Origin of the sequence: Hymenobacter sp. UYCo722, assembly GCF_040547115.1 — a bacterium.
GTDB lineage: Bacteria > Bacteroidota > Bacteroidia > Cytophagales > Hymenobacteraceae > Hymenobacter.
This window is the reverse complement of record NZ_JBEPPC010000003.1, coordinates 1-13,023: the sequence shown is the minus strand read 5'-3', so window position 1 is coordinate 13,023 and position 13,023 is coordinate 1. Positions and strand designations below refer to the sequence as shown.

General features: G+C 61.2%; 11 protein-coding genes. 6 read left to right on the top strand and 5 right to left on the bottom strand.

The window, feature by feature from the left end:
- Positions 1-35: 35 nt before the first annotated feature.
- Positions 36-455, bottom strand: a complete 420-nt coding sequence (locus ABIB44_RS09655) for a RidA family protein (RefSeq protein ID WP_354584446.1) — start codon at positions 453-455, stop codon at positions 36-38.
- Positions 456-779: 324 nt separating this feature from the next.
- On the opposite strand from ABIB44_RS09655, the gene ABIB44_RS09650 reads away from it, so the two are divergent.
- The 3 genes from ABIB44_RS09650 to ABIB44_RS09640 all read left to right on the top strand — a co-directional run bounded on the left by ABIB44_RS09650 (position 780) and on the right by ABIB44_RS09640 (position 3,899).
- Complete coding sequence (locus ABIB44_RS09650) at positions 780-1,598, top strand: energy transducer TonB (RefSeq protein WP_354584445.1); 819 nt, start codon at positions 780-782, stop codon at positions 1,596-1,598.
- A gap of 137 nt (positions 1,599-1,735) precedes the next feature.
- Positions 1,736-3,235 carry a DNA integrity scanning protein DisA nucleotide-binding domain protein gene (locus ABIB44_RS09645; protein ID WP_354584444.1) on the top strand — a complete coding sequence of 500 codons (1,500 nt, stop codon included), beginning with the start codon at positions 1,736-1,738 and terminating at the stop codon, positions 3,233-3,235.
- Between the two features lie 253 nt (positions 3,236-3,488).
- Positions 3,489-3,899, top strand: coding sequence for a hypothetical protein (locus ABIB44_RS09640; protein WP_354584443.1), 411 nt, complete (start codon positions 3,489-3,491; stop codon positions 3,897-3,899).
- A 168-nt stretch (positions 3,900-4,067) separates the two neighbouring features.
- Here the strand turns inward: ABIB44_RS09640 and ABIB44_RS09635 are convergent, their stop codons facing one another.
- The 4 genes from ABIB44_RS09635 to ABIB44_RS09620 form a co-directional block, all read right to left on the bottom strand.
- The gene (locus ABIB44_RS09635) at positions 4,068-6,440 is read right to left on the bottom strand and encodes a M1 family metallopeptidase (RefSeq protein WP_354584442.1); all 2,373 of its coding nucleotides are present in this window, start codon (positions 6,438-6,440) and stop codon (positions 4,068-4,070) included.
- Positions 6,441-6,805: 365 nt separating this feature from the next.
- Positions 6,806-7,153: a hypothetical protein gene (locus tag ABIB44_RS09630; protein WP_354584441.1), complete on the bottom strand. Its 348-nt coding sequence runs from the start codon at positions 7,151-7,153 to the stop codon at positions 6,806-6,808.
- Positions 7,154-7,192: 39 nt separating this feature from the next.
- Entirely contained in the window at positions 7,193-7,285 is a 93-nt protein-coding gene (locus ABIB44_RS09625; protein WP_354584440.1) for a type II toxin-antitoxin system HigB family toxin, read from the bottom strand.
- Positions 7,286-7,679: 394 nt separating this feature from the next.
- Entirely contained in the window at positions 7,680-8,084 is a 405-nt protein-coding gene (locus tag ABIB44_RS09620; protein WP_354584439.1) for a hypothetical protein, read from the bottom strand.
- A gap of 230 nt (positions 8,085-8,314) precedes the next feature.
- Between ABIB44_RS09620 and ABIB44_RS09615 the strand changes: the two genes are divergently transcribed.
- The 3 genes from ABIB44_RS09615 to ABIB44_RS09605 all read left to right on the top strand — a co-directional run bounded on the left by ABIB44_RS09615 (position 8,315) and on the right by ABIB44_RS09605 (position 12,844).
- Positions 8,315-8,734 carry a hypothetical protein gene (locus ABIB44_RS09615; protein ID WP_354584438.1) on the top strand — a complete coding sequence of 140 codons (420 nt, stop codon included), beginning with the start codon at positions 8,315-8,317 and terminating at the stop codon, positions 8,732-8,734.
- Between the two features lie 79 nt (positions 8,735-8,813).
- Positions 8,814-9,236, top strand: a complete 423-nt coding sequence (locus ABIB44_RS09610; protein ID WP_354584437.1) for a hypothetical protein — start codon at positions 8,814-8,816, stop codon at positions 9,234-9,236.
- A gap of 377 nt (positions 9,237-9,613) precedes the next feature.
- Positions 9,614-12,844: a WD40/YVTN/BNR-like repeat-containing protein gene (locus ABIB44_RS09605; RefSeq protein WP_354584436.1), complete on the top strand. Its 3,231-nt coding sequence runs from the start codon at positions 9,614-9,616 to the stop codon at positions 12,842-12,844.
- The last annotated feature ends 179 nt before the right edge of the window (positions 12,845-13,023 follow it).

Here is a 13,023-nt window from a genome sequence, read left to right as displayed (position 1 = left end):
GTTGCGGAGCCGGCATTAAAACCCCGTTAATTCACTCACCGGCCTTCGCCGTTCAGCGCGGCAACGCACTTGAGCTCAATGGCAATGGGCGTAGGCAGGCAGTTGACTTCCAGCGTGGTGCGGCAGGGCTGGGCCGTGGCAAAATACTCGGCATAGAGCCGGTTATAAAGGGGGAAGTCATCCTTCATGTTGGTGAGGAACACGGTCACGTCCACCAAATCATCCCACTCGGCCCCGGCCTCCTCCAGAATATAGCGCACGTTCTGGAACACGGCCCGGCACTGGCTTTCGAAGTCGTAGCGCAGCACGCCGCCGTTGGCATCGAGCACCACGCCCGGAATGGCGGGCTGCCCGCGCTGGCGCGGCCCCACGCCCGACAGAAACAACAGGTTGCCCGCACGGCGGGTGTACGGGTAAGCGCCCACGGGCTCGGGGGCGCGGCTTTCGGTGGCCATGGCAGTTGGTGAAGGCAGTGAATAATGAAGTATTCGGCGTCAAATAACGTCATCCCGACGAGAGACGAATTTACCCTGGCGGGGGGTTGTCGATATTTGCAGCGCAGGCCCGGCACCATTTTGGGTAGGCCGGGCTTTGTTTAGGTGCCGTCAGGCAGCGCATTCGGCGCATCAAGGCAGCGACGAAGCACCTGGCCCGCAGCCCTTAATGCCATCGGCTGGATTGCGTTGCATGGGCATAATGCGCCGCACTGCCTGACGGTCAGCCCTGTTATCGACTCGTTTACTCTTATTCGCTTCATCACTTTATTCATTTATCTACGCATGAAATCTTCGTCCCTCCTGCTGCTCGGCGGCCTTGGTTTTTTCAGTGTCAGCTTCGGCGCGCAGGCCCAGAAGCGCAAAATGCCGCCCAAGCCCTCGGCTACCGAAGTTTATGACTCGGTGGGCCAGCCGGCCGTACCACTGGGCGGCACCGAGAAATACGGCCGGTTTCTGGCCGACCACCAGCAATACCCCGCTGCCGCCATGCAGCGCGGCGCGCAGGGCACCGTGCGGGTGAGCTTCGTGGTGGAAAAAACCGGCACCGTGAACGAAGTAAAAGTCGAAAGCCCCGTCGCGCCTGAGCTCGACGCCGAAGCCATTCGCCTCATCAAAAGCGGCCCGCAGTGGTCGCCGGCCAAGAACCACGGCCTGGTGGTGCGCCAGCGGGTGGTGGTGCCGGTGTCGTTCGTGATGTCGCCGGGCTCGACGGTGGTTATGCGCCCGGGCAAGGACCAGTCCATCAGCACGCCGGCGGCCGACATCGCCGCCTCGGCCAACCCCGACCGCCCCGCCGTGGTGGCCCCCGACCGCCCCACCCAGCCGGTGGGCGGCAACCAGGCCTTTTTCGACTGGGTTGAAAAGAACCAGCAATACCCGCTGCTGGCCCGCCAGCGCAAGATTCAGGGCAAGGTCATCATGGAGTTCGTGGTGCAGTCCGATGGCCGACTCACCGATGCGCGCATTGTGAAGCGCCTGGGCTCGGGCCTCGACGAGGAGGCTTTGCGCCTCATCAAGGCCGCGCCGAAGTGGGAGCCGGCCATGTTCCAGGGCAAGGCGATAAAGCAAAAGATGGTGTTGCCGGTTCTGTTCCAGCTGTAAGCCCGGTTAAACGGCAAATTCCCCTCACTATTACCATTACCAACCACAGACCGGAGTTGCGGGGCAGGCGCAATTCCTCACCCGCTTCTCCTGCCGGCCCCGCGCCCATGCCTTCCTCCTGCTCTCTGACTGCTGCTATGAAACCTGCTACCGCCATCGCGCCACCCGCCCAAATCTGGCCCCATCAACTGCGTTATCGGGAGGGGGCCCAGGCGCTGGCCCGGGATTTATTTGATGCCCTGGACGAAGACCTGAAGCCTTTTGTGCTGCTGCTGGCCCTGCCCGTCGACGACGCGCTGCCCGCCCGCTGCCTCGAACCCGCCGACTGCGACCTGCCCGCCGAGGCTTTCTCGGATGCCGTGGCCCGGGGCCGCATGCGGCAGCTCACCACGCCCTGGCCGTTCCCCGACCGCGACGACATCACGGCGGCCTCCATCCGACGCAAGCACCAGGGCATCGGCATCCGCGATGCCGTGCAGCAAACCCTTAATGCCCTTGATGAGCACGGCCACTACCAGCACTTTGCCGGCTGGCCGGTGGAGATAAATGGCTATTTCGTGACGACGGTGCTGCGCCTGCTGCGCAAGCCGCTGCGGGCCTACCCGTCGTTGCAGCCCGCCCGCTACTACACCGATGGCAAGCCGCTGGCCCCGTCGCTGCTGCTGGCGGCCATGTATCGCTTCAACGAAGAAGGCGTGAAGACGCTGAGCGAGCCCGAGCCGGGAGCCAGCATTTTTGTGCGGCCCCGCGAAAGCGAGGAGCTGCTGCGCGCCGCCGGCAAAACCTTCCTCGACACACCCGCCCAGGCCCTGGGCCTCGACCCGGCCAACACCAAGCTCTTTGCCACCTGCAACACCATCAGCAGCCTGCGCTACGAGGGGGCCGAGGGCGTGGGCAAGCTGCTGCTGGCCCGGCGCGGCCATCCCAACATCGAAGAGGTTTTCGCCCTCACCTGCCCCACCGAGCTCACGGATTACCGCGCCGTGCGCAAGCTGCTGGAAATGGCTACGCCCGACGTGCACCTGCTCGCGGATGGCGAAAAAGTGTATGCGCTGGGTCACCAAATCGGCCACTACGATGCCGTGCGCGAGGATTTGTTCGCCATCAACTTCGTTACGCACTACGCCTGGGAACTGCAGCACGCCGGCCACGTGCTCATGCGCTCGCATTATGGCCTACCTGGTTTGCCGCGCACCCGCCTCAGCCGCACCACGTTCCGCAAGGCCCTCAAGCGCACCTTTGCCCTCACCGAGGCACCCAAGGTCGAGCGCCTCTGGGACGTGGTGCTTGAAGCCAGCCGCCAGCCGCACGGCACGCTTCTGGTCATCACCACCGAGGCCCTGGCCGAAGCCGACCGCCTGAAGCTGCAATGCACGCTCATCGAGCCCGTGCCGCTCACCCCGCTCATCACCCGCCTCGTCACCAGCATCGATGGGGCCGTGCTGCTCGACCCGGAGGGCTACTGCTACTCCATCGGGGTAATTCTGGATGGCCGCGCCTCGGGCCGGGGCGACAGCACGCGCGGGGCGCGCTACAACTCGGCCCTGCGCTACATCGAAAGCTCCGACTACCCCTGCCTGGCCGTGGTAGTGAGCGAAGACGGCATGGTAGACGTGATTACGTCGGTGCCAGAGTAGCGAAAGCACGTGCCCAGCATGCATTGAACACGGCTTCTCCGCCTTTCCGTCTCATTGGGAATTTGATGCCTTTCAAACGGAGCGGAAACAGAAGCTAATGCAGCAAAAGCTACTGCCACCGAAAAGCTTGGCTACTGAAAGCATAGCTATATCGCAGCCAGAGCAGTTGTATCGCGGCCGTGCGAGCATTCTGCAACAGCCACCGTTTCTGTGAACCGCATCAGGATTCAACGGTCAGTACTATTTTAGCTGCATGCTTGGAAAGCACCTGAACCACCTGCTGGCAGCGCTCTACTGTCGCAATCGGTCAACGATGAAGTTTGCAGGCGACGCGAGCGTGGTCGCGATTGCCAAACTCCAGGTGTGCCTGGTGTGGTTGCTATACGGCCTGCCCCTGCTAGGTGCCGTGGGCCGACTGTGGACGCACCGGCAAACTGACCTGCATCTGACCAGTAGCAACCGTTTGGACGTGGTGCTGATGCTGGTGTCCTTATTCGGAGTCGTTCACCTGTTGGCATGGCCGACCGAGCGCTTAGTCGCCTTTGCCGCTAATGCGGAGCATCACGTTATCCTACGCCAAGGACAACGCACTTTCTTGGCCCTGCTGGCCGTAGGTTTCCTTTGGATGGTCGTAGTGGCCAAATACAATGCGGGGACACTGTGATACTCTAACGATTTAGGATAGGAAACCTCTCCTTTAAACGTTGCTAACCGCTTGCAAACGGTTAGCGAACTGTTCTGTAAGCGATTTCGGCCGTTTTCCTAAACACAATATTTTGCTCAACCGTGCTGTCAGTGGGCGCAGGGACCGGCAAGGGCTGTCGGCGGGTAGTTAGCGGGTTCCGCCCACCGGCTTCTGCTCCAGTTGTTGCAGGGGGCTCGTGGTTTTGGCCGCTTGCATGGGATTGGACGCGGCGGATTGTTTCTGCTCGAACAGCTCGAAGCGGGAAGCGGACGGCTGGCGGGGAATGGCGTTGTTGCTCTCATCCGTGTCGGCCGTTTGCTGGAAGGGGTCGAGCACGAAGCGTATGACGGGCTTTTTGGTCACCATGATTTTGGTGACCTGCGCGTTGTTCTTGCGCCAGATTTCGGCCGGGATGGTCTGCACTTCGGTCGTGTTGTCGGCGTAGGTGAGCTGCACGATGACGGGCATGACCAGCCCGCCCACGTTGCGGAGGCTCAACTCGTAGAAGTGCTGGCTGTCGCCGAGGCGCTGGCGCTGCTCGGCCGTGAGGCCGCCGAGCAGGGCGGCGTAGCGCTGCTGGTCGGCGGGCGTCACGGCCAGCGGGTTGTAGTTGTTGTAGAAGTCCTTCAGGTCCGGCTTTTCTTCCACCAGCGTCTGCTTGACGTCGGTGGCGTTGCGCTGGGCCGAGAGGGACGGCACAGCAGCGGCCTGCAGCTGCTGGGCGCGGGCCTTCTCCACGGCCGGGTCGGCGGTGCTTGCCTGGTAGGCCTTCACCCCTTCGAGGCTGATGTCGCAGCGGTCGGTGGTGTAGAACCAGCCGCGCCAGAACCAGTCCAGGTCCACGGCCGAGGCGTCCTCCATCGTGCGGAAAAAGTCGGCGGGGGCGGGATGCTTGTAGGCCCAGCGCTGGGCGTAGGTCTTGAAGGCGTAGTCGAACAGTTCGCGGCCCATCACCGTCTCGCGCAGGATGTTGAGGGCCGTGGCCGGCTTGGTGTAGGCGTTGGGGCCAAACTGCAGCACCGACTCCGAGTTGGTCATGATGGGGGTTTGCAGGCTGTTGTCGGTGCGCATGTACTCCACGATGCCGGCCGGCTCGCCGCCGCGGGAGGGATAGTTGCGTTCCCACTCCTGCTCGGCGAGGTACTGCATAAAGCTGTTCAGGCCCTCGTCCATCCACGACCACTGCCGCTCGTCGGAGTTCACCATCATGGGGAAGAAGTTGTGGCCTACTTCGTGGATAATCACCGAAATCATCCCGTATTTAGTCCGGGCCGAGTAGGTGCCGTCCTTCTCGGGCCGGCCACCGTTGAAGCACAACATCGGGTACTCCATGCCGCCGATGGGGCCGTGCACCGAAATGGCCACCGGGTATTCGTACGGGATGGTGCGCCGGGAATACGACCGGATGGTGTGCGCCACGACTTCGGTCGAGTACTTGCCCCAGAGCGGGTTGCCTTCCTTGGGGTAGTAGCTCATGCACAGCACCGGCTTGCCGCTCTGCGTGATTTGCAGCGCGTCCCAGATAAACTTGCGCGAACTGACCCAGGCAAAGTCGCGCACGTTTTTGGCCACGTAGGTCCAGGTTTTGGTGGCTGTGGCGCGGCTACCCTCGTTCTTCACGGCCTCGTCGGGCGTGATGATGAGCACGGGCTTGGTGGCCGTTTTGGCGGCGGCCAGGCGCTTGAGCTGCGGGGCGCTGAGCACCTGCGCGGCGTTCTGGAGCGTGCCGGTGGCACCCACCACGTGGTCGGCCGGCGCGGTGATGCTCACCCGGTAGTCGCCGAAGGGCAGCGCAAATTCGCCGCTGCCCAGAAACTGCTTGTGTTGCCAGCCCTGGTTGTCGGAGTACACGGCCATGCGCGGGTACCACTGGGCAATCTCGTACAAGTAGTTTTTGTCCTCCGGGAAGTATTCCCAGCCGTTGCGGCGGGGCCGCGTGCCGTTCACGTTGTAGTGCCACTTCACGCGGAACGCGAACGTCTGGCCGGGGCGCAGGGGCGCGGGCAGGTCCACGCGCATCATGGTGTAGTTCGTCACCGTGTGCAGGGCCTGACCGTCCTGGCCCGTCACGCTCTCCACCTTGAAGCCCCCGTCGAAAGTGGGCAGCAGGGTTTCCAGCGCGGCAAAGCTCATTCGGTCCTGCAGCTGGCTGACTTCCGTGGTGGCCGTTATCGAGTTTTTGGCCAGTACGTTCTGGTCGAGCTGTAGCCAGAGGTACGGCAGCGTGTCCGGCGAGCGGTTGGTGTAGGTAATGGTCTCGCGGCCGCTGATGGCCTGCCTGGCATCGTCGAGCGCGACGTGGATGTCGTAGTCGGCGCGCTGCTGCCAGTAGTCCTTGCCCGGTGCCCCGCTGGCGGTGCGGTAGCTATTGGGGGTGGGCAGCACCGTTTCGAGCTGTGCAAACTTGTCGGTGCCCGAGTTGGAGGTTTGAGCCGCCGTGGGCCGGGGGCCGGCCAGGGCCAGCAGCCCGCACACAACCGTGGGCAGGCCGTTGCGGAGAAGTCGTAAGGGAGTTCGCATCCGGAAAGGTAGGCCGATGGCGTCCGTATTCCATCACGTCATGTCAACACGCGCTTGGACGCTCGTAATTCTGAACGGCGCGCGTTTACGCCAGTACCTTTTTCCTGAACTCCGGTTTTCCTTAAATTGGACGCTTTTTGCGTGCCACTAGGTAGATGCCTAGTACAATTAGCGGGAACATAGACAGAAAAAGCACTGTGTTCCATGGAGGCCCAATGGGCTCTGCAAAACCAATCCCACCTAGTAGCCACCCGCTAATAATCAGGACTGACCCAATAATCTTGTCCCAAAATCTAAAGACTGTAGCTGCCATATTTTTGTATTGCAAATTAAAAGCTCACGCGCTCTGTGCCTGGTCAGAACCGTCAAGCGGCTTCCAGGATAAAGTCGGCGGGGATGCCCAGACGCTTATAGAGCCGCTTGGCCAAGTCCAGGTTGATGCGCCGGCCCTGCAGCACATCGCTCAGGCGCGAGGCCGGGATATCGAGCAGGGCGGCCAGGTTTTTCTTGTTGAGCTTGCGCTGGTACATCTCCAGCTCCAGCCGGCCCACCAGGGTCTGCGGCGCGGGCAGCTCGTAGCCCTGCGCCTTCTCGTAGGCGCTAATGGCATCGCGCAGCGCCCGCATGGGGGCCAGGTCGGCGGGTTCGTGGTCCATCCAGGCCGTGAACTGGTCCAGGGCCTGTTGATAATCGGCTTCGGTGCGATTGTCCATGGAAATCAGCTTATAAAACGGGAGAGAAGGAACGAGTACTCAAATGATGTCGGCGTCGATGTGGTCGTACTGTTGGTGCGTGCCCACGAAGCGGATGAACACGGTGCGGGTGGCGAAGTGCAGCCGGGACACCAGGCGGTAGCGGTTGCCCCGGATTTGAACACGTAGCGCCCGTCCCGGGTGTACTCCGCTGTGTTGTAGGCCCGCACCACGTCCGCGTGCCGGGCCCAGTCGCTTTCCTGCACGAAGGCGTACCAGGCACTCAGCGCCTCCTTCGCATCGGGGTGCTTGTACCAAAACTCCCGCAGCGGCTTCTGGGAAATGATGACCTTGCCCCAAAGGCACCACCTATAATTCTAAAATTGATAATTTTATTCTAAAATATGTAATTGCAAATACAGCAACTACGTTCACCTGCCGGCGCTTTTGCTATTCCGACCGTATTGCTGAACGTCCATAGATGTGCAATTGCCGCCTTGTCTGAGCAATGTTACGGCGTGTCAGAACTTCAGTAGTGGGAAGTGTGCTATCGGATATAGTTATCCTCAACCACAAGATTGGGAGTTGTGGGTGCTCGGTTTCGCTCTTCAAATCGGAGGGTGAGCGTATGCTTGGTCAAAACTGCGATTGTGCAGCGAAAGCGAGTGAAGTCAAGGTCGTTTCCCTGCCGCACGTATTTATAGCTTTTGCGCATGCTGGGACCTATCGTGGTGTCATAAATAAGAGAATCGCTGGTTATCTGCATATTAAAGCTCTTGTCAGGAACAGTGCTTTTGTCTTTAACCTGTCCAGAGGCGTCAACAACATAGCTGGTGGTGCTTTCGCCATTCCAGCGGCCCAGCAAGTCAGGCTCCGGTTCCGGCGAATCATTTTTGCAAGCAGTCGTGAGCAGACCAATGCCTAGCAATAAGAAGGATACAAATTGTTTCATCAGTTGAGGCGGGTGTAGCGGCTCTGGAGTAGGGCTGCAAAATAGAAAGTGCAGAGCAGTTGAGCGGTAACGGGTGTTTTGTACTAAGGAACATGCCCCACATGATAAGGCTAGGCAGGGAGCAAGAACGAAGTAGTTAAATGGCTCCTATTTTTGAACGGGCCGTGTTCACCGACCTACCGTTTACCTGAACCCTTTTTTTGCCAGTTGGACGCTGTACTTTGCTAGCCATGACAATTTTGAACACAAGCAAATGGCTGTTAAAGAAAGTGCATAGGGCCTTCTTCTTACTGTTTCTTTCGTTTTATGCACTGGTTAAGCCTTTGGATAAAAGAGGAAATGGAGCGGTGGTCGCCATTGCTTTTTTAAGCACCGCCTTGGCCCTATACTCAACCCTCTTGTGCAACGTCACGCTAGCGCATATTGCTTTGAAAACAGGCGCACAGCTCACGCATGACATCGCGTTGTATTATGCGCTCTACACGTCTGCGGTCATTGGATTTGCTGCGTTTTATTATGCGTACCTCACTAAAATTGTTTCCACATCAGTCCTGCCAACGGTGAAGTTCGGGAGGGGGATGACCGCGTTCCTGGCGCTGTTCTCTCTGGTTTTCTATTTCACTTCCTTTTTCGTGACTATTGTTTACTAATTGCTTCGCTGTCAAACGCTCCAAAAACTGAACAGGGCGCGTTTACCTTGCCACCGTTTTGATGAACTGTTATTTGCCCATGAACACGCTACGCCTGCTGTTGCTCTTGCTGGGGACTGGTCTTCCGTTCGCCACGCTGGGGCAAGTAACACGCATTGCGCTCGCACTCGAAGTCGAGGGCCATCCCCAGCCGCTGGAGGAGTTCAACGCGCAGCTGATGGTCGCCGGCGACACGCTGCGAGCCCGCGGCCCCAGCCCCTACTTTGAGGTGCCGGAGCGGCTATATGGCCAAAAGGGCACGGTCTGGGTGGCCAGCGGACGCACCCACCTACGGTTTGCCACCGTTCCCGTGGTGTGGAACCGGCAAGTGCCCCGCTGGACCTTCGGGGTGGACCGGGCCCCGTTTGACCGGCACCGGGTCTGGGGCAAAACGCCCCGACGGGCTCGAACCGCCTACTTGCTCGACAACAGCATCGGGATAACCTATTCCTATTTCGACTGAGTGGTAAAGGCCAAGCCGAAAGGCAAACGCTCCTTTTCCTAAATCACCAGTAGCAGGCCAGTATCAAGCGTCCCGCAAGCTACTGCAGTGCCAGGTGAGTTTAGGAAACCCGTCTACGAATCAACGTTTACGAAATGCCCGAAGGGGATGCGTTTCGTAAACTCCGGTTACCGCGTATGCTACACGAAACGACCCGTCCCTAAAAGGCTATTTTTTGGGTCTCTGAGAAGTCCAACCAGTTGATGCTACCCCGGGCTATCAGCGACGGCAACCGCCTGACCACTAAACGAGCCGTTCGACAGCGCGGCAACGAGTACCGAAACCGCTTTACCTTGCGCAGGCACCGGCTGTCTCTCAACCACCTCGCCCCAACTCTTATGCCCCACCCCTACGCTTCCCTGAAATCCAGCTTGCTGCTGTTACTGCTGCTGGCCCTCTCCCTCCCCGGCTTCAGCCAGTCGAAAAGCAAGTCTAAAGCGCCGAAAGGCACTAGCGCGGCTCTCGATTCGGCGCTGTACAACGGGCTGAAGTGGCGCTCCATTGGGCCGTATCGGGGCGGGCGCGTGAGCACCGTGGCGGGGGTGCCGGGCCAGCCCAACCTCTACTACATGGGCGCGGCGGGCGGCGGCGTGTGGCGCACCAAAGACGGCGGCGGCACCTGGGAGAACATTTCGGACAAGTATTTCGGCGGCTCCATTGGCTCGATAGCCGTGAGCGAGGCCGACCCCAACGTGATTTATGCCGGCCAGGGCGAGGAAACCGTGCGCGGCAACGTGTCGTCGGGCTTCGGGGTCTGGAAATCGACCGATGCCGGTAAGACCTGGGCCAACGTGGGGCTGACCGACTCGCGCCACATCGGCCGCATCCGCATTCACCCCAAAAACCCCGATGTGGTGTTCGTGGCCGCCATGGGCGACCTCTACCAGCCCAGCGACATGCGCGGCGTGTACCGCAGCAAGGACGGCGGCAAAACCTGGCAGCGGGTACTCTTCGCCAGCCGCGACGCGGGTGCCGTCGACCTCACTTTCGACCCCAGCAACCCGCGCATCCTGTACGCCACCACCTGGAACGTGCGCCGCACGCCCTACAGCTTCTCGTCGGGCGGGCCGGGCTCGGGGCTGTGGAAAAGCGTGGACGGCGGCGACTCCTGGCAGGACATCTCGCATAATGACGGCCTGCCCAAGGGCACGCTCGGCATTGGCGGCGTCACGGTATCGCCCGCCAACCCCAACCGGGTGTGGGCGCTGCTGGAAGCGGCCGAGGGCGGCCTGTTTCGCTCCGACGACGCGGGCCAGACTTGGAAGAAAATCAACGAAGACCGCAGCCTGCGCCAGCGCGCCTGGTACTACACGCGCCTTTACGCCGACCCGCGCGACGAGGACATGCTCTACGTGATGAACGTGTCATACCACAAAAGCAAGGACGGCGGCCGCACCTTCGAGAGCCGCAACGCCCCGCACGGCGACCACCACGACCTTTGGATTGCGCCGGAGAACCCCAGCCGCATGATTATTGCCGACGATGGCGGGGCCCAAATCAGCACCGACGGCGGCCTGAACTGGACCACCAACGACAACCAGCCCACCGGCCAGTTCTACCGCGTCGTCACCGATACGCACTTTCCCTACCGCATCTACGGCGCGCAGCAGGACAACTCCACGGTGCGCATTCTGCACCGTAGCAGCGGCAGCACCATTGGCCAGCGCGACTGGGAGCCCACGGCCGGCGGCGAAAGCGCGCACATTGCCGTCGACCCGCTGAACCCCGATATCGTGTACGGCGGCAGCTACGACGGCTACCTCACCCGCGTCGACCACGCCAACGACCAGAGCCGCCTCATCAACGTGTGGCCCGACAACCCCATGGGCCACGGGGCCGAGGGCATGAAGTACCGCTTCCAGTGGAACTTCCCCATCGTGTTTTCGCTGCACGACCCCAAGAGGCTGTTTGCCGGCTCGAACCACCTGCACGTGAGCACCAACGAAGGCCAGTCGTGGACCAGCATCAGCCCCGACCTCACGCGCAACGACCCCAAAACGCTGGGCTCGTCGGGCGGGCCGCTCACCCAGGACAATACCGGCGTGGAATACTACGGCACCGTGTTCGCCATTGCCGAGTCGCCGGTAGAGGCCGGGGTTATCTGGACCGGCTCGGACGACGGCCTGGTGCAACTGACCCGCGACGAAGGCAAAACCTGGACGAAGGTGACGCCCCCCACCCTGCCCGAGTGGAGCCTTATCAACAGCATTGAGGCCCACCCTACCCAGAAAGGCACCGCCTACCTCGCGGCCACCCGCTACAAAACCGGCGACTTCCGCCCCTACCTCTACAAAACCACCGACTACGGCCGCAGCTGGACGAGCATCGTGGCCGGCATCGCGCCCACCCACTTCACCCGCGTGGTGCGCGCCGATGCCAAGCGCGCCGGCCTGCTGTACTGCGGCACCGAGTACGGGATGTACGTGTCGTTTGATGATGGTGCTCGCTGGCAGCCCTTCCAGCTGAACCTGCCGCCGGTGCCCGTGACGGACCTCACCCGCAAAGACGACCAGCTGATTGCCGCCACCCAGGGCCGGGGCTTGTGGCTGATTGACGACATCACCCCGCTACACCAGCTGACGCCGGCCGTGGCGGCCAGCCCGGCCCACCTATTCAAGCCCGCCGCCAGCTACCGGCTGGAGGGCTCGGGCTCGGCCACCATCCCCAAAACGGCCGGCCAGAACCACCCCGGCGGCGTGCTGCTGCACTATTACCTGGCCCAGAAGCTCGACACCGCCCGCACCCTGAAGCTGGAGATTCTTGACACCAACGGCCAGCTGGTTCGGACTTTCACGAACCACCCCAAAGTGGAAAAAGACGTGAAGGACGGCAAGCCCAAAACCGGCGCGGCGGCCACCAAAGACCTATTGGTCACCAAGAAAGGCTTCAACCGCTTCGTGTGGGACATGCGCTACGAGGAGGCCGCCAAATTTGATGGGATGATATTGTGGGGAGGCGGTACCGAGGGGCCGCGCGCGGTGCCCGGCACCTACCACGCCCGCCTCACCCTGGACAAGCAGCCCCCCCAGGAAACCGAGTTCGTGATTATGCCCGACCCGCGCGCCAAGGCCACTCCGGCCGATTTGCAGGCCCAGTTCGCCTTTTTGCAGACAGTGCGCGACAAGCTGACCGAAACCAACAACGCCGTGCGCGACATCCGCACCATGCGCGGGCAGCTCAAGGCCCTCACTACCCCCCTGAAAACCGAAGCCGCCTACCGCGACATCGTGCAGGCCGCCGACGCCATCGACAAGAAGATGACGGCCGTGGAAGAATCGCTGTACCAGACCAAAAACCGCAGCGACCAGGACCCGCTCAACTTTCCCATCCGCCTGAACAACAAGCTCGCCAACCTCACCGACCAGGCGGGCTCTGGCGACTTCGCCCCCACCGACCAGGCCCGCGCCGTGCAGCAGGAAATCACCAACCAGATAAACGAGCAACTGGGCAAATTCCGCCAGCTTCAGGAGCAGGATTTACCGGCGCTCAACAAGCTCATCCGCGACAAGGCCGTGGATGCTATCGCGGTGCCCAAACCCACGCCACCAGCCGCGTCCAGCTCGCTGTAGCCGGGCCAGGCAGAAAAGCAGTCTGCATACCAATGGGACAGTCATGCTGAACGCAGGGAAGCATCTCTACTGCGCAAGTAATTATTTAGGGGCTTAGGAAGCAAAAATCAGGAATAGGGGCGTAACTTCTTGTTATGCAACCCACTAACCGCTACTATAAGTGCAGCAAACTTTCGGAG